A 17,603-nucleotide genomic window follows, 5' to 3' on the forward strand; every position below is an offset into this window, starting at 1 on the left:
GGTAGTGCGAGGGCTCGTGTGGTGTGTCGTTCGATCGAGCGAACTGTCTGCGAACCCAAACGCATGTCGCCAATGCAACCGGCCCGCGCCGAGGCATCACCTCGACGCGTGCACCGCAAATGGCGAAGGCCCATAAAAGCGCGTCAATTGTTGAGCGACCTGCGGCATCACACGCGCAAGGACCTGCGGTGCGGAGAAGTGGTATTCGCTCACGACCGCGAAAAATTCTTCCGGCGCTTGCGCAGCATACGGATCGATCTCGGTGTCTTGGCCGGCATCGATCTGCTTGCAAAACGCATCGAAGGCCTGCTGGAAATCGCGTGCCCATGCGCGCTGCGCATCGCGCGGCAGCGGCGGGGTGCCGTCGAGTGCGCCATCCAGCGCGTCGAGCTTGTGGGCCATCTCGTGCACGATCACATTGAAGCCAGCATGCGGATCGTCCAGGTCGGCCTGCACATCGGCCCAGCTGACGATCAGCGGACCTTGCTCCCAGGCCTCGCCGATCAGCGTGTCGTCCCAGGCATGCATGACGCCGGCCGCATCCACATGGGTGCGGTGGACGCGAAACGCGTTCGGGTAGACGATCAGCTGCGACCAACCACGCCAGCCCGACGCACCGATTTCCAGCAGCGGCAGGCAACAGATGGCCGCCAGCAACACGTGATCGTGCGGTTGCAGCTGCAGCCCATCGACCGGCGAAATGGTTTTTTGCTGCAGAAATTGCGCGCTCAACGCGCGCAGACGTTGCTGGCGGGGTGGGTCGAGCGCGGCGACCCAGGCGCAACCGGTGCGTACCGGCTGCCACAACGCATCAGGGAGTTCGATGGGCGGCCGGCGCAGCCAGCGGCTCAACCACTGGATCAGCGGAACATGCCCGGCAGGAAACTGTGCCAGCGCGGCATCATGCGCATGCGCGGGAACAACGAATCGCCGTCGCCACCACCGCCACCACCGGTCGATGGTGCGGGCTTGTGGGCAGGCGCGCGTGCGGGGGCCGCCGCCTCGCCATTCGGGGTCCTGCCGCGCGCGGCCGAATTGGAGCTGACGCAGCTCTCATGGTCGCCATCGACCAGCTGGTCCGATGCCAGCGCGGCAAGCGGAACCAACAACAGGAGCAAGCAAACCGTGATTCGGCGCATCGTCCACATCCAGGCAGGCGGCGTGAGTTCCCGATCATAACGCGGTTTTCACTCCCTCACGCAAGCCACGCTGGGCGCCCGGGAAGGCTTGGCGCATACTTTCACGGATGGATGTGGGGACTTCGAGCGTGTGATGGACCTTGAGATGAGATGCGTCGGTCGTCAGCGATGCCGAGCCGCGGCTGCGAAGCGCCAGCATGGCTGGCGCCAAGGCAACCGGCCCTGTGCGCGCGTTGCGCTGCCGCCGGCCAAGCCGGAAGCGAGCGGCCTGTGGCATGCCGATACGGCCTGGCGCGGGTTTCCCCGCGAGGCCGCCTGGGCTGCTGGGCACGTCGCGTTTCGATCCAGCACAGGACGCTTTGCACGCATCTCGCCCTCCATTACGCCCGCTACCAGCCGTGGATGACCGCGCATTGCTGGCCAAACTTGCGAGCGGCCGGCTATCCGGCGATGCGCTGGCGCGCGAGGCCGGGCTGACCCGCGCGGCAGTGTGGAAACGCATCCAGAACCTGCGCGCGGCCGGGGTCGAGATCGACGGGCGGGCCGGCGGCGGTTACCGGCTGGCGGCCCCGCTGGACCTGCTGGACGCCGCACGGATCCGCGCGGCCATGGCGGCGGATGCTGTCGCGGGCTTGGCCGCATTGGAGGTGGCCTGGACGCTGGAATCCACCAATACCACCCTGCTGGCACGCCCGGCGCCGGAGCGGGGCGTTGCCGTGCTGCTGGCCGAGCGCCAGACCGGCGGGCGCGGCCGGCGTGGCCGCCAATGGACCTCGCCGCTGGGTGCGCACATTTATCTGTCGGCCTCGCGCCAGTTCAATGGCGGCCTGGGGCAGCTGGCGGGACTCAGCCTGGCCGTTGGCGTTGCAGTGGCCGAAGCCTTGCGGGATTGCGGCTTTGCCGATGTCGGGCTGAAGTGGCCCAACGACTTGCTGGCGCGCGAGCGCAAGCTGGGCGGCCTGTTGATCGAAGGTGGCGGCGAAATGGCCGGCAATGCGCGCGCGGTGATCGGGTTGGGCGTGAATGTGCACATGCCGGCTGCAGCGGCCGCTGCGATCGATCAGCCGTGGGTGGATCTGGACACGCTGGCTGGCCGCGCGGTGTCGCGCGAAACCGTCGTGGCCGCAGTGGTGTCCGGCTTGCTGCCGGCATTGGACTTGTTCGAGGCGCAGGGGCTGGCGCCGTTTTTGAATCGGTATGCGGCGCTGGATGTGTTGAGCGGCCGCGCGGTGGATGTTGAAGAGGCCGGTAGCCGGCACCGTGGCGTCGCCTGCGGCCTGGCCAGCGATGGCGCGCTGCGGGTGCGGTTGGGCGAGACGGAACGCCTGTTCCACTCAGGAGAAGTGAGCGTGAGACCTGCATGAGCGAGTGGTTGTTCGACCTGGGAAATTCGCGGTTCAAGTACGCGCCGTTGCACGGCCATCGCGCCGGCGAGGTGCAGGCGTGGCCGCACGGTGCCGAGGCGATGGATGCGGCCGCGGTGTCGGCGTTGCCGTCCGGGCGGATCGCGCATGTGGCGAGTGTGGCCGCTCCCGCATTGACGCAGCGGATGATCGCCTGCCTGCGCGAGCGCTTCGAGCAGGTGCGGATCGTGCAGACTGCGGCCGAGTGCGCCGGGATCCGGATTGCCTATGCAGACCCGAGCCGTTTTGGCGTGGATCGCTTCCTGGCGCTGCTCGGTGCGCGCGGCGATGCGCCGGTGCTGGTGGCGGGAGTGGGCACTGCGCTGACCATCGATGTGCTCGGCGCCGACGGCCAGCACCACGGCGGACGCATCGCCGCGTCGCCGACCACGATGCGCGAAGCCCTGCACGCGCGCGCGGTGCAATTGCCGCCGCGTGGCGGGGACTATGTCGAGCTGGCCAACGACACCGACCATGCGCTGACTTCCGGCTGCGATGGTGCGGCGGTGGCACTGATCGAGCGTAGCCTGCAGCACGCACGGCTGCGCCTGGGCGTGCCGGTGCGCTTGCTGGTGCATGGTGGCGGGGCACCGCCGTTGCTGCCGTTGCTGCCCGAGGCCACCTACCGCGCCGCATTGGTGCTGGACGGCTTGGCAACCTGGGCGACCCATGCGTCCTCGCCGTAGAATCGGCGCATGTACGTACGCGCACTCATCGTTGTCCTGATCGTTCTCAATGCCGGTGTGGCGCTGTGGTGGGCGTTGCAGGCGGCACCTGCAGCGCCAGCCGCGCCGGCACAACCGGCTGGTGTGGCACGGTTGGAGTTGCTACCGAACAGCAAGACCGCCGCGGCAGTTGCGGTACGCGGGACGTCGGTGCAGACAGCAGCTGCGCAAGATGCCGGCGCGCCACCAACATCGGCTGCGCAAGCGCCGGCCGCAGCATCCACGGCAGACGCGGAGCCGGCAGCCTCATCGACAACGGCGGACAGAACCGCGCCATCCGAAACGCTGCCGACGGCGACCGAAAAACCTCCAGCGACAACGCAGATTGCCGGCAAACCCGCCGATGTTCCTGCGGCAACCGCAGCATCGACGCCGACGCCGACGCCGACGCCGACGCCCACACCGACACCGACACCGACACCGACACCGACACCTACGCCTGCACCTGCACCTGCACCTGCACCGGAACGCTGCGCCAGCCTGGGACCGTATGCCACGCGCAGCGATGCCGACGCCGCGCTGGCACGCGTGCGCGGTCAGGCCACGCGCACCAGCGTGCGTGAGGACAAGGACGCCGGGGGCGGCACGTTTCGGGTGTTGCTGCCCAACGTGGGCGACCGCGCCGCGGCGCAGGCATTGGTCAAGCGTATTACCGCAGCCGGGATGGGCGATTACTACGTGATCGCGCAGGGCGATAACACCACTGTCGCGCTCGGCCAGTACCAGAGCCGCGAGCGTGCCGAGCGGCGCCAGGCGAGTCTGGTCAGTGCAGGATTTCCCGCCCAGTTGGTGTCCAGCGGCACGGGGCAATCGCGCTGGTGGATCGATGTACGCAGCACGCTGACGGCGACCGCGTTGCAGGGCGCAGCGGGTGCGGCGCGGCAACGATCGCTAGATTGCGCCGCGCTGCGTTAGAATGCGCACCGGCGCGCAACGCGCCCGCCTTTGCCGGCATAGCTCAGTTGGTAGAGCAACCGCCTTGTAACTCGGACGCGGTTGTTGTGGTGACCGGCCGGAAGGCTAAGCGTGGCAAGGCTTTAGGCTCGCCAGCGCGTAAACTGCGGGACAAGCCGGACACGGTTTGAGCAAGAGAAGTACGACATTGCCGCTTTAGCTCAGTCGGTAGAGCAACTGATTTGTAATCAGTAGGTCGTCCGTTCGATTCGGACAAGCGGCACCAAACTCGGGCGGATCGTCAGTTCTCCCAGATCACTTCATAGCCTAAGTATTCGCTTAGGACGCCTCGGATCATGACGGCTTCTGCTCCAATGGCCATGTACCTGTACCGGTCTTCTTGGACGGTGATCCAGCCCATTGAATACGCTTCGTCTGCGATCAATAGGCGTTGCATAGCTCTGCTTCCCACCTCAGGCCACACCGAGCTGTTTGGCGGGGTCTCAAAGTGTTCGCGTTGAGCTTCTGACAGAGTCGGAAGAGGCAACACCGAGAGGTGGCTGGGGGCGCTCAATTGAGGTTCGTTGAGTTCATAGGCCGCATGGCACCGCGCCAACTTCAAAATGACCTGTCTGACTCTGGCCTCATCTGGCATCCACACTAACGGTGCATCTTCCCCAGACTCCGTATCCATCTTGGACGTCTCGATCAACTGTCTAAGCTTGCTATTTCGCCTTAAGGCTTTGGCGATCTTCTCGCGTCCGAGCGATGCGGGGTCAGTTGTTCCGCAAATGACACATTCAATGAAGCAAGCTAAGTACTCTTCATCGGATGACAGCTGGTTGTTGCACTCGGTGCAACTTGGCAGCGTGGGGCGAGTAGGAGGGTACGGGATGTCTAAGAACACTTTTGAAGGCGCGTGATCCAGCGATTCCGTTGAACCCCCGCAGTGAACGCAAAACCCTGTCTGGCGAATGTCACCAAAGCTGGAAAGCTTTTGCATTTTTTCGGTCCGAGGTGACTTTTATCCAAATGGTGCTTCAAGTAAGTCGGTCCCGCCATCCCTCGTAGTCAGCGCCTCTTTGAGCTGCTCTTTCTGGACTTCGGTTGCAGCCTGGCCGCGCGCTGCTCTAGGTACTCGCCCAGCAGTCCTAGCGGCGGTACGCCGAGCGCCTCGGCGAACTCGACCAGCTCAACGGCGTCGATCCGACGCTCCCCGCGCTCGCACTTCGACACGAACGTCTGCGTGTTGCCTAGACGCGAGGCCAGGTCGACCTGCGACACGCCCGCCCGTTTGCGGGCCGCTTTCAGGACGGTCAGCAGTAGCTGGTAGTCGGAGTTGTGGGTCGATTGGGCCATCGCACGGTGACAGGCTGGTCACCGCACGCTAGAGTCCATGTTCGATTAGTCCAAAATAGACTATTTACTGGCGTTGCCAAGGGTGAGTGCATGAAGCGAATAGGGGTCCTTCTGGTCGTTCTGGCGGCCCTGGCCTGGGTCGGGTCGAAGCTGGTGCCGGGTGGTGAGTCCGCGCCTGCCGTACCTGCAACCGCGGCAGTGCCGAAGCCGCAGAGGCCAGCGGAGCCGCAGCCCGAGCGCCCTATGCCGGCGGAAGAGAAGAAGGCGCAGCAGGAGAAGTGGTTCGGCGCCGAGACCATTGTCGCGGCCGAACGCGCCGTCAGGCGTCAACTGAAGGACTCGGACTCGGCGCAGTTCAAGGACGTTCGTGTCAACTACACCGAGGAGTTCGGCGTGGTCGCCTGCGGCCAGGTTAACGCCAAGAACGACTTTGGTGGCTACACGGGCTTCCGGCGCTTCTTATCGAGCGGCAAGAGCGTGATCCTTGAGGGGCGGGATAACATCGCCGACGCATGGGCCGGTGCGTGCCTGTAGCCGAGATCACGGCCTAGTCAGTGGTCGGCTCCAAGAAAGCCGGCTCCAAGAAAGCCGGCATGGTGTGCGGCTGCACGTGGAAGATGTGGGACACAACTTTTTGCCGGAAGGCGGCCTCCAGCGCAGCTGAAAAGTTCGCGACGTTCGCGGTCACCTGTTCTTTTCGCATGAGCCCCCGCCAGTGGGGCCTGCCATCGTTGGATGACTCCCAGTTCAGCAGGTGGACGAGGGCGGTGTGCGCAAACTGCATCCCTTCATTTCCTGCGACGTAGTGCCGGTGGACATGCGAGTCGGTGTGCTCCTCTTTCTCTTCCAGATCCCACGCGGTGAACAACGACTGGACCTCGCCGTCGAGGTCCGTACAGCGCGCTCCTTCGCGATCAGTGAATCCCACGTCGTCGATGGTCATCGCCCACTGCTCTGTGTAGCCATTGTCGGTCTTCTCAGTGCCAAGTAGCTTGTCCTTGCGAAACCGAAGATGGACTCCTGCACCTGCGCCGATCTTATACGCAACATCGCCAGCCAGCGTGCCGAGAATGTTTTCTCGCATGGCCGTGTTGAGTGTGATGTTGAAATTTTTTTTTGCTTTCGCCATGTGCCGCGCTTCGAACAGCATCCATAAGCTATGGAACTTCCACGCGATAAGCAGAGGCATGCCCACCATATCGGCGTAGTTCTGTAGGCGCTCCATGTACTCGGGTTTGAAGGACAGTAGCTTGTCCTTCTTCGACTTCACCTCGATTAGCAAGGGGAGCTTGCTTGTCTGGGTCGAGAACTTGGCCAGCAGGTCGGGTACTTGGAACTGCTGCTTGGAGGCGATGGGTACTTGGTGCTGGTCGAGCTTGTGAAGGAGTTGGCACTTCCCGAGCCAGGCGCATACCACCGAGAACTCATCCTCCGCTGGCAAGCCAATGTCGAGGCGACGAACCTGTTCGGCTACCGCTGCTGCGTCCGCGTCATATCCCAACTCCGCCAGAACGTCCTGGATGAGTCTTGGCAGGTCAGGGGGGCCGGCCACTCTCTTCTTAGATTCCATTTCCATGCATGCACCCCAACGACGAACTTAGGAGGATAGCTGCCGGTCAGGCGAGCGCACTAGACGGACGGCAGTACGGCCTCACCAGACAGCCCGTGTCGCGACCGATGCCGCATGGCCTGATACCGGGCAGCCCGGACCGAATCTGGCGACACGTGCTCCTTGGGAAGCCCGGCCGCAATGTTGGTATCAGCGCGAGAACCATCCGGATACAGTGTGGTTAATCGGGCTGCGGACCAGACCAGTCCGAGGATCGTCGGCAATGGCTATGGCGGTCAGAAGTGCTTTCGGTGGCAAGAACAGCCGAGGCCAGCTCAGCATGACGAACTGAGCAGCCCATCTCTGCGACGCACAGCAGGCCCAGTCCCCCGGCGGCATTCCGTCTCCGCGGGAGTTTGGAGATGGAGCATGCCTGTGACTACCCCCGAACCCAAGAAGTTCACCCCCGACGAGCTTGCCGAGCTGCACGCACTGCCCGACGAGGCGATGGTTAAGCCCGAGGAGGCCGCCGCAGTCCTGCGGCTCAAGCGCGCCACGTTGGCGTGGTACCGATGCCACGGCGGTGGCCCGAATTACGCCCGCGTCGGACCGAAGCTGATCCGCTACCGCATGGGCGACCTGCGCGAGTACACCAAAGGCCAGCCGATGAGCGAGGGCGTCCGCAGGGTCGCCACCGCAATGCTGGCCGCCCGCACTGCCAATGCGGAGGGCTGACCGATGGCCGCAAATAGAAACGCCCACGGCGTACGAGACCGTGGGCGCGAGGTGACCAACCAGGAGACGGAGCTTGCCGAAGCTCACGGGATCAATGATGCCGTGGGGGCTGCTGTCGCGACGCCATCATTTGAGTCCGCCGAAGGCTACCGCCGCGTCCGCCTCGACCTGATCCCCCTGCGCCGCCGCGGCAAGATGCCGGCCGACCGCCGCTGGCAGGAGCGCGCTTACGACCAGACCGAGGTGCTGGAGCGCGCGAGGCGCGACGGCCTGAACCTAGGCGTGCGCCTGCCGGCCGAGGTGGTCGTGGTGGACGTGGACCCGCGCAACTTTCCCGAGGGGCGCGACAGCCTGGCCGAGCTCGCCGCTGCCGTCGGCCTGCCGCTCTCGTCGGCGCCGCACGTCCTCACCGGCAACCGGGACCACCCGGGCCACCACTACTACTTCCTCAAGCCCGCGGGCGTGTCGCTGCTGGACAGCGTGGAGGGCTTCGAGGGCGTCGAGTTCAAGTCGCTCGGCCGCCAGGTCGTCGCCGCGGGTTCCGTGCACCCTACCGGTGGCCTGTACCGCTGGGCATCTGACTCGCCTCCGCTGGGCGACATGCCGGACCTGCCCGCGCGGCTGGTCGAAATGGCGCGCAGGCCGGAGAAGAAGCACAGCGCGGGTGCGGGCGAGATCACGCCGGAGCAGCTGGCGTCGTCGCTCGAATACCTAGACCCATCCGACTACCAGGACCACGATCGTTGGCTCGAGCTGATGATGGCCTGCCACCACGCCACCGACGGCGAGGGCAGGCAGCAGTTCATCGACTGGTCCACCTCCGACCCACAGTTCGCGGACCATGAGTGGATCGTTGGGCGCCGCTGGGATTCCCTGCACGCCGATCGCGACGGTGCGGTGACCATCGCCACGCTACGCCTCCACCTCAACGGTGCGGGCGCCGACATCGCGCCGCCGGACGCGGCGGACGACTTCGACGCGTGGGACGAGGTCGAGGTCGTCGAGGAGCGCAGCCGCTGGAACTTCCTGTCGCTGGACGACGTCGAGTCGCTACCGCCGCCGAGGTGGCTGGTGCCCGGCGTACTCACCGAGGGCAGCCTCGCCGCCATCTACGGCGCGCCGGAGTCGGGCAAGTCGTTCCTCGCCGTGGACATGTCGATGGCCATCGCGGGCGGTATCGACTGGCACGGCAGGCAGGTCGAACACGGCGGCGTCCTGTACATCGCCGCAGAGGGTGCGCCCGGCCTGGGCAAGCGCTTCCGCGCCTGGAAGATGGACAGGTGCGCGCAGGGACGCAGGTTCGATCTGCACTTGATGCGCGACGACCTCAACCTCGCGGCGGAGAAGGACGGCGGCGTGCGCGCATTCGTCGAGGTGGTGACTGAAGGTCTGGGGCAGCTGCGCCTGGTCGTCATCGACACCCTGAACCAGACGGCCGCGGGCGCAGACGAGAACTCGGCGAAGGACATGGGGCGCTACATCGCCAGCATGAAGCGGCTACGCGACGCGACGGGCGCCACGGTGGTCGTGGTGCACCACTCGGGCAAGGACCTGAGCAAGGGCATGCGCGGCAGCACCGCGCTGCTGGGCGCGATGGACACGACGGTCGAGGTGGAGCGGGACAACGACGGGCGCTCGATCAGGGTGACGGTGAAGAAGCAGAAGGACGCGGAGCGCGAGCCCCCGATGCGCTTCAACATGGAAAAGGTCGGCGACTCCCTGGTGCTGCGACCCACCGTGATGGTCGATCCGCAGGGCGAGTTCGGCGGCGGGATGGACCCCATCCTGGAGCTGGCGCGCCAGGAGGCGAACGAGCGCGGCGGCAGCATCCCGCTGAAGGAGCTGGCTGCGATCGTCTGCGAACGGGACGGCGTCTCGGATAAGACGGCGCGGCGCAAGATCGAGAAGGCAGTGCCCGAGGGGCGCAGCAACGCGAGGGCCACGATCGACGGTTTCATGGTGTGGCTGGAACCGATGGATCCGCGCAACCCGAAGCTCGGTATCCTGGTCAGGACGGAGGGGTAAACGCGCAATTTCGATTGTCATGGGGCGCGACTTTCGGAGCTCGATTGTCGCGCCCAGCGACAATCAGATTGTCGCCGAAAGTCAGTTTCGATTGTCAGCGCGACAATCTAAGCGCGGCAAGCATTTAGGCAGCTTTCGGCCACCCGATTGTCAAACCGAAAGTCACTGGCGGATTCGATTGTCACGGCGTTCGTCAGTCTATAGACGACGAACGTGACAATCAGACCGACTATCGAAAACCGAACCCCTCCACATCATCGACAGCGCGTGGACGGATGCGTCCAACCTTGCGTGCCTTGTCCCTCGCGCGCGAGGCGAACAGGCCGAACGATCCCATCGAAGCACGCCATCTAATCGAGCATCGGGTGGCCGACGCTATTCAAGCCGTTGATCCAGTTGCTTGAACGATGGCGTGCCTGCGCGCGTAAGCACGACACGATCACGCCGTAAGCCACTTTTTCATGGAGACGGCGACGTGCAGTCCATCCCGAACACCTTCACGCCCGAGCGGCGCGAGCTGTTCTTCCAGGTGCTGGAGGACACGTGCTCGCCCAAGCTGGCCGCGGCAGCAGTGGGCATCAGCAGGCAGACGGCCTTCTACCACAAGGCCAACGACATCGAGTTCCGAACCCGGTGGGAGAAGGCGGTCGAGGTGGCGCTCGACTCGCTGCTCGACGAGGCGTACAGGCGCGCCGCGCTCGGCTACGACGAGCCCGTGATCCACCAGGGGCGCCTCGCCACCACCGCGGACCCGACAACGGGTGAGGAAAGGCCGCTCACTGTGCGCAAGCACAGCGACAGGCTCCTAGAGGTGCTGCTCAAGTTCCGCTACGGCGAGCAGATGGCGGACAGGCTGCGCGTCAAGGTCGAGGACACCGGCCTGTCGGCCGACGCCCTGCTGGCGATGCCGGCAGACGAGCGCGCGCAGCTCGTGGCGCTGCTCTCCAAGTACAACGCGGCGCGGCCGAACGATGAGGACCAGGACAATGAGTGAGAAGCTGACTGTTGCCGAGGCGCTCGCCAAGGCAGAGCAGATCGACGTGATGCTGAGAGCGATCCAGGCGACGGCGCCAGACGCGGTCGCGGCGATGGGCGGGCGCGACGCCTTGGCGCGGCGCAGCGAGATGACGTGCCTCGGCCCGGTGCCACGCCTGGATGCGAGCGAGTGGGAGCGCATGTCGCTGGAGTATGAGGACAGGCGCGAGCATGGCAGCGTCAACCGCGGGCACTAATTCCCACGGTTGACCCACTTGAGCCTCAGGCTCTTGCTTTCTTAGCCTTGGGTGCGGCGACCTTGGCAGCCTTCTTAGCGCCTTTCTTCACTTTCTTGGCCGCCTTCTTCGCAGCTACTTCGTCGAAGAAGGCAAGAAGCTCATTCCAATTCACCTTAATGCCGTTGCCGGCCCGAGTGCGTCCCTTGCACCACTCGACGGTCGCTCTGCCGAGGCGCAGGTCACCCAAAAAGGCTTCGGTGCCGTCATATACGTCGAACGTGACGCCATTGTTGCCGAGCTCCATGCTGACGTTCAGGTCTTTGATCTTGACTTTCATTCCGTTAACCCCCTGAGTTTGTTCAGGAAGCCTAACACGCGGTTAGAGGGTGCCGCGACGCCGAAGCTTTCACCGCAATCCGCCTCGGCAGGGCAGCACCGAGGGAAACACGCCCGGAGAACGATGGCGTTCGTTGCCCACGCTCCCCGACACATTGAACGCATCCGGTCAGCGCATTGGCGCGCAGACCACCCCGCGGCTGGGGACGCGCTCGTGACAGGCGACCGGAGGACCACAACCCACCGGAGCACACGAGCCATGAAGATCACCCTCAGCGACACTCAGCTACTCAGCCCGCAGCAGATCGGCGAGCTCGCCTCGCAGCTCGACACGCTGCACTCTCGCGTCCTCAAGGCCATCGAGCGCCTCAACAAGGACGTCGCCGCCAAGAAGAACGAGATCGCCTCGCGCTGGAAGAACGCGCCGGGCGTCGGCGCGGGCGAGCTGGCGCGCTTCGCGCAGAACGAGACCCTCGCGGCCGTCCGCCAGATCAGGGACAACAGCAAGGCCGAGCTGGACGCGCTGCTCAAGCAGGCGGGTGCCCCGCACGCGCAGCTCATCGCGCAGAAGCCGTTCTACGACTCCCCGGCGAAGGTCCTGGCCCGCGCGGCCCTCGGCGACCCCAAGCGCACCGAGTACCTCCAGCAGCTCCAGCACGCCGGCCCGGCAGAGCTCGGCCACATGGCTCAGGTCGCCGTCGGCACGCGCAACCTGGCCCTGGCCTCGGCGGTGCTGTCCCTGATCGACCGCATGCCGTCCAAGGACCGCCCGGTCGGCCCCGTCGAACTGGCCACCGCCATGCGCATGGACGACTACCTCAAGGTCCAGGAGTACGTGAAGCTGGGCGACGCGCGCCTCCAGGGCATCCTGGTCACCATCCGCGCCTGGAACGCCGGCAAGGCCAACCCCATCAGCTCGATCGAGCTCGCGATGCGCGAGCGGGACATCGACCACGAACTGATCGGGGGCGGCGATGAATAAGCTGGCCCACTACTCGGCGGACCACCCGGTGGCGATCGCGCTGTCCGGGATGGTCGGCGCCCTGCGCACGGGCCGCGACCTCCTCGCGTCCCTGGCCGAGCGGGCCGAGGCCGCGGGCGTCCGCCCGTACTCCGACTACTTCGACGACGCGGCGCGCCTGGCGGGCATGCCGTACTGCCGGGCGCTGGACCTGTACGTGGACCGGGCCACGAAGCGCCGTGCCGACCGACTTGGCTATCACCAGGCGCACCTCGCGCTCTGCTCAGCCTGACCGAGCAAACCCGGCCGGGTTGGTTAGGTGCGAAGAGGGCAACGGGTGGCCCGGCCGTGTTTCGGAGGGGATGTCTTCACGGCATCCCCTTCTTTTTCATGCGCTTGCGGACCTTCGCGCGCCGACAGCTAGTTGGGTGTCTTGAAAACAGCCGCTGTATCCGCAATATGCGGAGAACATCCACGCTACAGGAGGAAGTCATGGCAGGTCTTGTTCTCGACGCACAGCTGCACTCGCTCGCGCGACATTTGGTCAAAGTGGACCATCGTGTTGATGTGAGCAAGGAGATTCGCTACTTGAATGATCGATACGGCTTCGTTCCCGAGGAGCAGTTCTCTAAGTTCGATCACGACTTGAACGCCATGTATGAGTTTGAAAAGAACCGTCAAGTCAACAAGCTGAATGCTATTGGCTATGCACAGTTCAAGCTTGATCAAGTTACTGGCAACGCGGCCCTTGAGTCGCATGATTCTGCTTTGTCTGCTCAGCTTGGCCTGATCAACGCGTGACGCGGTTCGGAAGTGGTGGGGCAAAAGGGGCCAGTTGGCCCCTTTTTCTTTGGATAGCCCGCTCCAAAATCGAGGTGAACGCGACCTAATACCTACGTGCCCACCAACACGTAGGAGAAAGCCATGAAACTGGAAGAAGTGCCCACCAAGGAACTGCTGGCCCTGCACAACCGGATCGCTGACAAGCCTGCCGGTCCCAAGACCTTCGCGACGCGGACCAAGCTCGTCGCCCGGATCGAGCAGATCGCGGCCGGCAAAAACATCGACCTGGCCTCCTTCGGGCAGCCGAAGAAGCCCACGGCAGCCGCGCAGCGCGCAGAGTCGAAGGCCGAGGCCACCGAAGCGCCGGATGAGACCGAGAAGAAGCCGTGCGGCCTTGGAGTCGGTGTGCTCGCACGCGCGATCCTGATGGACCCAGCGGGCTTCCCGCACGCGCTGGTGGCCGACATGGTCAACGCGCAGATCGAGGGCGCGGCGGCAACTGCGAAGTCGGTGCGCTGGTATGCCAACGACATGCGCAAGAAGGGTGTCGAGGTGCCGCCGCGTCAGAAGCATCACCCGGCAGACATGGACGAGGAGCAGTCGGCCGAGGCGCTGTCCACGGTTCGGGTGCTCAAGCCCGCGCCATCCGACGACTGAAGCCGTTTTTCCGTCGTATACGAAAAAGGGCCACCGTGACGGTGGCCGTTTCTTTTCATGCGCTTGTGCGCAATCACGTCCCGACGGTGGATCAGGCAGCCTTCCGTGCCTGCCGCTTGAGCCATGCCTGCGCTGCCGACTCCTCGCGCGCGCGCTTGCGGTCGAGGCTCTCGAAACGCTCTGCCCACATATCGCGGACCTCCTAGACGTCGTCACCATACAGCGTGAGGTCTTCGTCTCCCTCACCACGGCAGTTCTCGTTGTTCTCGCGCATCCTGTAGTTCGCGCAGGTCACGTACCACTCCGCGCCGAACAGGCGGCGCAGTTCCAGTGCCATGCTGACGGCTTCCTCGTTGACGGGGTGGTCTCCCAGCTCCTCAACCCACTCAGCGGTTAGCGTCTCAACAGTGGCCGCCGGCTGGCGCTCTAAGGCTCGGATCAGTACCACCATCGCGTCCGTGTCCGGCCCGCTGTTGCTGGCGATGCGCTCGAACTCGCGGCACACCTCGGACATGCTGGCGGCCAGTCGCTCGATGGCGGGGGTTTCGTTGCTCTTGTTCATGTGAATCTCCTACTTCGTTGATGAAGGAGCTGACGGAAGGGATAGGTTCCCGCCGAACTCCGGGTCAACACCGCGCGTGGTGCGGGACAGATGTTCCTTCGGAAATGCAAACGCCGGCTATCAACACTTCTCGAAACTGTCGCCTCCAGCAGAATTGAAAAATGATGATTTACAGCGCTTCTGTAGGCGTGCTTACAAGCCTCGGCGGCCACGTTCCAAGCTCGTGCACGAGGCCGAGCGCGTCGAGGATGTACTTGGATGCACGTTCCTGATGCTCGCGCAGGTGGTCGAGCGACGGGTGCAGATAGCCCATCGTGACGCCGCCGCTGGACGCGCTGTGGTTCAGCAGGAAACGCAGCTCCAGCAGCGGCACGCCAGACTGCAATGTCAGCGACGCGTACGCGTGCCGCAGAGCGTGGCCGGTGAGGTCGCCCAGCTCGTGCTGCTGGACCTCCGCCACCCGGCCCGACGCCGAGTCGGCAGGGAACAGGTAGGGCGTCTTGCGCCTCACGCTGTCGGCGTTCGCCTCTCGGTGCGCAAGCAGGTCGGCGAGCGCAGACGACAGCGGCAGGTCGAACTTCTTGGCCGCACCGCCCTTGGGATTCGGGACGTGCAGGTGGCCGTCGCCGAGGTCCGCGCGCCTCGCCTCGCACGACGCCGTGCGGCGCATGCCCGACAGGATCATGAAGAGCTGGAGGTCGCGCCGCACCGGGTTGCCAAGCGACAGCACCGCCTTGCCCCACGCCCTGAGCTTGTCGGGGCTGGCGTCCACCTCGCGGCGGCGCATGCCGTTCATGTCCACGTTGCCCACCGGGTTCGGCGGCAGGTCGGGGAACTGCCGCAGGGCGCGGTTGTAGACCGAGCGCAGCACCCGCATGACGTTGTCGCCCGAGGTGGCGCCGCTCCGCTCGGTGATCCTGCGGTGGCGCTCGCGCACGCCCTGACGGTCCGCGCCGATCTCGGCCAGCGGTCTGTCGACCCAGTCCTTGAGGTAGTAGGTGATGTGGTACTCGTAGCCGCTGCGGGTCTTGTCGGCGAGGTGGCGCGAGCTGAGGTGCAGGTCCAGTGCCTCCCGCAGAGTGATGCCGCGGGCCTTGGCCCTGCGGCGCTCCTCGTTCGGGTTGGTGCCGCCCCGCATGCCGACCAGGGTCTGCCGGGCGAGGTCGCGGGCCTGCTTGGCGTCCATTGCCGGGTGGTCGCCCAGCTTCGTCCTGACCTGACGCCCGTTGACAAGGGACTGGACATAGAAGCTGCGCTTGGTGGGGGTGACGATGAGATAGAACCCTCTCATCTCGGTGTCGGCGTACAGGACCGACTTGCCGGGCTCGGGTCGGGGCGCCCTCTCGACGAGGGATTGGGTGATCTTCGACTTCATGTTGGCTCCGGGTGACGGGGCCACGGCTCGGACACGGTTTCGCACCACAAGGTGCCGTGTTCAGACGCGCCGTTTGTGCCCCTGAAGCCTCATTAAGTCGCGGTTTTTCCTCGGTGTAAGCGGCCCCGGACCATCCGATTTCAAATCATGGTACGGCTCAGGCGCACCAACTTGTAAGCGGTAGGTCCCCAGTTCGAATCCGGGTGCCGGCACCATCTTCAATCCACATCTTCTGTGAGCACACTGGCTTGTGCCGTGCAGCCGTTTAAGCGCTTTTTGCCGTGGCCGGGGGTTTGTATTGCGGCCGATTGTCACGCACGGTGGTGATGCGGGCCAAGTTCGCCGCCTGTCGTGGCGATCGCCATCTGGATGATGATCGCGTCTGGCGCGAAGTCCCGAGGTCGGTGAACGGGGCCGTCGGTTGCTGTGGCTGGCCTTGCCCCCAGCCCAACCCCTGTGCCGCACGCGAGAGAGGAACTGGGGCACATCCGGTCTCGACATGCTTACTCTCGCGTGCAACCTCCCTTCTCCCGCGTGCGGGGGAAGGTGCCCGCAGGGCGAATGGGGGCGCTATCGCGGCCAGTTGATCAAGACCGCGCGCTCGCGGTGGGGAGAAGGGCTTGATCGGCGTGCGCTGATCGCACACCGGTAAGTTGCCTGCAATCTGCAATCCGCAATCCGCAATCCGCAACCTACGACCTACGACCTGCAACCCGCAATGCCTTTGTTGCGCGCGCGTCAGCACGCGCGGCAGATCAGGCCGGCCGACCGGCCGATAACAGTTCCAGTGCGGCCTTGTCGGCGTCGCCGCTCAGTCGTTCGGCCAGTGCGGCCACCACGATGGCATGGGCCTGGCGCAGCACGCTGTCTGCATCGGCGCTGGCATCCACGACGTGTTTGCCGGGCAACTGCAGTGCGTTGAAGATCGAGCGGCAGCGTTCCAGGTTGTCCTGGGTTTCGAAGTGATTGGGTGCGTCGCCGCGGGCGCGGATGCGGGCCAGGCCGGTGGGCGGTGGCAGGTCGAGCAGCAGCAACAGGTCCGGGCGCGGGGCGAAGGCATTGCGCTCCAGCAGCGCGTCCAGCGGCAGGCCGGCGGCACCCTGATAGGCGACCATCGACGGGAAATAGCGGTCCAGGATCACGATGTCGCCGCGTGCCAGCGCCGGTGCGATCAAGTTGTCCACATGTTCATGGCGGTCGCGGATCAGCAGATCGGCTTCCTCGTCCGCACTCAGGCGGCCGGTGGCGGCGGACTGACGCAGTTGCGTGCCCCAGGGGCCATTGGTCGGCTCCTTGCTCAGCACGACGCGGGCGCCGGACGCGTCCAGCGTGGCAGCCAGGCTGCGGGCGAGGGTGGTCTTGCCGGCGCCGTCGATGCCTTCGATGGCGATCAACAAGCCGCCGGGCTTCAGTTCGATTGTCATCGCGCTACTTTATCCGATCGTCATCCGATCGTAGTGTCGGATCAGCGCCCCGCAGCCCTCGTGCCGGTCGCGCTGCAGTGTGGATCACCGATCATCAATCGGGGGGTTGTCGCACCCAGCGTCGCCGCGATTGGGAGTGCCGGGTCGCCGGGATGTCCTGCGCGATGTCGGGAATGTCCCGATGGTTCCGCTTCTGACTGCGAGGCATACTGAACAAGTCAGACAACAGACTCAGCCGCATGCCGGGTGAGTCGCGTTTTGCTGGCATCAAGGAAGATGGACGCGTCGCCGCCACCCTAGAGGCGGCATCCCCCGCGTGACGCCCTTTCAGGCACCGTCGTGACCGGATTCCTTGTTTTGTCTGGTGCGTCCACCAAGCAGACATGCGCCATTCGGGTTGCCGAGCAATGGGTCGCCGGCGCGTAGCGAGCACTGCAGCGGCCTGACCGCGCAGGTGATGCG

21 protein-coding genes and 1 tRNA gene are annotated in these 17,603 nt (G+C 65.1%); 13 read left to right on the forward strand and 9 right to left on the reverse strand.

All coding sequences use genetic code 11. The features are described 5' to 3' along the window. Positions 1–96: 96 nt before the first annotated feature. A complete protein-coding gene (locus GGR61_RS06720; RefSeq protein WP_184620878.1) occupies positions 97–852 on the reverse strand; it encodes a M90 family metallopeptidase in 756 nt (251 codons plus the stop codon). Positions 853–860: 8 nt separating this feature from the next. Further along, positions 861–1,139 (reverse strand): hypothetical protein, encoded by a 279-nt coding sequence (locus tag GGR61_RS06725; RefSeq protein WP_184406403.1) that lies wholly within the window; start codon positions 1,137–1,139, stop codon positions 861–863. A 359-nt stretch (positions 1,140–1,498) separates the two neighbouring features. Between GGR61_RS06725 and birA the strand changes: the two genes are divergently transcribed. From birA to GGR61_RS06745, 4 genes are all read left to right on the forward strand, one after another. Beyond that, entirely contained in the window at positions 1,499–2,503 is a 1,005-nt protein-coding gene (gene birA, locus GGR61_RS06730) for a bifunctional biotin--[acetyl-CoA-carboxylase] ligase/biotin operon repressor BirA (RefSeq protein WP_221237301.1), read from the forward strand. Further along, entirely contained in the window at positions 2,500–3,228 is a 729-nt protein-coding gene (locus GGR61_RS06735; protein ID WP_184620880.1) for a type III pantothenate kinase, read from the forward strand. The genes birA and GGR61_RS06735 overlap by 4 nt, the downstream gene beginning before the upstream one ends. 9 nt (positions 3,229–3,237) lie before the next feature. Further along, positions 3,238–4,182: an SPOR domain-containing protein gene (locus GGR61_RS06740; protein ID WP_184620881.1), complete on the forward strand. Its 945-nt coding sequence runs from the start codon at positions 3,238–3,240 to the stop codon at positions 4,180–4,182. Between the two features lie 189 nt (positions 4,183–4,371). After that, positions 4,372–4,447: transfer RNA gene (locus GGR61_RS06745), tRNA-Thr, on the forward strand. 15 nt (positions 4,448–4,462) lie between these two features. Here GGR61_RS06745 and GGR61_RS06750 read toward each other — a convergent pair. Then, the gene (locus GGR61_RS06750; protein ID WP_184620882.1) at positions 4,463–5,164 is read right to left on the reverse strand and encodes a hypothetical protein; all 702 of its coding nucleotides are present in this window, start codon (positions 5,162–5,164) and stop codon (positions 4,463–4,465) included. 68 nt (positions 5,165–5,232) lie between these two features. After that, positions 5,233–5,520, reverse strand: coding sequence for a helix-turn-helix transcriptional regulator (locus GGR61_RS06755; RefSeq protein ID WP_184620883.1), 288 nt, complete (start codon positions 5,518–5,520; stop codon positions 5,233–5,235). A 243-nt stretch (positions 5,521–5,763) separates the two neighbouring features. Between GGR61_RS06755 and GGR61_RS06760 the strand changes: the two genes are divergently transcribed. Beyond that, positions 5,764–6,054 (forward strand): hypothetical protein, encoded by a 291-nt coding sequence (locus GGR61_RS06760; RefSeq protein ID WP_184620965.1) that lies wholly within the window; start codon positions 5,764–5,766, stop codon positions 6,052–6,054. A gap of 13 nt (positions 6,055–6,067) precedes the next feature. Here GGR61_RS06760 and GGR61_RS06765 read toward each other — a convergent pair whose 3' ends face one another. Further along, entirely contained in the window at positions 6,068–7,096 is a 1,029-nt protein-coding gene (locus tag GGR61_RS06765) for a hypothetical protein (protein WP_221237302.1), read from the reverse strand. Between the two features lie 402 nt (positions 7,097–7,498). On the opposite strand from GGR61_RS06765, the gene GGR61_RS06770 reads away from it, so the two are divergent. The 4 genes from GGR61_RS06770 to GGR61_RS06785 all read left to right on the forward strand — a co-directional run bounded on the left by GGR61_RS06770 (position 7,499) and on the right by GGR61_RS06785 (position 11,061). Next, positions 7,499–7,804 carry a DNA-binding protein gene (locus tag GGR61_RS06770; RefSeq protein WP_184620884.1) on the forward strand — a complete coding sequence of 102 codons (306 nt, stop codon included), beginning with the start codon at positions 7,499–7,501 and terminating at the stop codon, positions 7,802–7,804. 3 nt (positions 7,805–7,807) lie between these two features. Beyond that, positions 7,808–9,829 (forward strand): AAA family ATPase, encoded by a 2,022-nt coding sequence (locus GGR61_RS06775; protein WP_184620885.1) that lies wholly within the window; start codon positions 7,808–7,810, stop codon positions 9,827–9,829. A 475-nt stretch (positions 9,830–10,304) separates the two neighbouring features. Continuing rightward, complete coding sequence (locus tag GGR61_RS06780) at positions 10,305–10,823, forward strand: hypothetical protein (protein ID WP_184620886.1); 519 nt, start codon at positions 10,305–10,307, stop codon at positions 10,821–10,823. Then, a complete protein-coding gene (locus GGR61_RS06785; protein WP_184620887.1) occupies positions 10,816–11,061 on the forward strand; it encodes a hypothetical protein in 246 nt (81 codons plus the stop codon). The genes GGR61_RS06780 and GGR61_RS06785 overlap by 8 nt, the downstream gene beginning before the upstream one ends. A gap of 25 nt (positions 11,062–11,086) precedes the next feature. On the opposite strand, the gene GGR61_RS06790 is transcribed toward GGR61_RS06785, so the two are convergent. Then, a complete protein-coding gene (locus GGR61_RS06790) occupies positions 11,087–11,380 on the reverse strand; it encodes a hypothetical protein (protein ID WP_184620888.1) in 294 nt (97 codons plus the stop codon). A 258-nt stretch (positions 11,381–11,638) separates the two neighbouring features. Between GGR61_RS06790 and GGR61_RS06795 the strand changes: the two genes are divergently transcribed. From GGR61_RS06795 to GGR61_RS06810, 4 genes are all read left to right on the forward strand, one after another. Further along, positions 11,639–12,361, forward strand: coding sequence for a hypothetical protein (locus tag GGR61_RS06795; protein WP_184620889.1), 723 nt, complete (start codon positions 11,639–11,641; stop codon positions 12,359–12,361). After that, positions 12,354–12,632 carry a hypothetical protein gene (locus tag GGR61_RS06800; RefSeq protein WP_184620890.1) on the forward strand — a complete coding sequence of 93 codons (279 nt, stop codon included), beginning with the start codon at positions 12,354–12,356 and terminating at the stop codon, positions 12,630–12,632. The genes GGR61_RS06795 and GGR61_RS06800 overlap by 8 nt, the downstream gene beginning before the upstream one ends. Positions 12,633–12,832: 200 nt before the next feature. Further along, complete coding sequence (locus tag GGR61_RS06805) at positions 12,833–13,141, forward strand: hypothetical protein (protein ID WP_184620891.1); 309 nt, start codon at positions 12,833–12,835, stop codon at positions 13,139–13,141. Between the two features lie 123 nt (positions 13,142–13,264). After that, entirely contained in the window at positions 13,265–13,780 is a 516-nt protein-coding gene (locus GGR61_RS06810) for a hypothetical protein (protein WP_184620892.1), read from the forward strand. Between the two features lie 202 nt (positions 13,781–13,982). On the opposite strand, the gene GGR61_RS06815 is transcribed toward GGR61_RS06810, so the two are convergent. From GGR61_RS06815 to tmk, 3 genes are all read right to left on the reverse strand, one after another. Further along, positions 13,983–14,342, reverse strand: coding sequence for a hypothetical protein (locus tag GGR61_RS06815; RefSeq protein WP_184620893.1), 360 nt, complete (start codon positions 14,340–14,342; stop codon positions 13,983–13,985). Between the two features lie 169 nt (positions 14,343–14,511). Continuing rightward, positions 14,512–15,717 carry an integrase arm-type DNA-binding domain-containing protein gene (locus GGR61_RS06820; protein WP_184620894.1) on the reverse strand — a complete coding sequence of 402 codons (1,206 nt, stop codon included), beginning with the start codon at positions 15,715–15,717 and terminating at the stop codon, positions 14,512–14,514. A 755-nt stretch (positions 15,718–16,472) separates the two neighbouring features. Next, positions 16,473–17,141, reverse strand: a complete 669-nt coding sequence (gene tmk, locus GGR61_RS06825) for a dTMP kinase (RefSeq protein WP_184620895.1) — start codon at positions 17,139–17,141, stop codon at positions 16,473–16,475. Positions 17,142–17,603: the final 462 nt, after the last annotated feature.

The sequence above is a fragment of the Xanthomonas sp. 3058 genome, assembly GCF_014199765.1.
GTDB classification, from domain to species: Bacteria; Pseudomonadota; Gammaproteobacteria; order Xanthomonadales; family Xanthomonadaceae; genus Xanthomonas; species Xanthomonas campestris_B.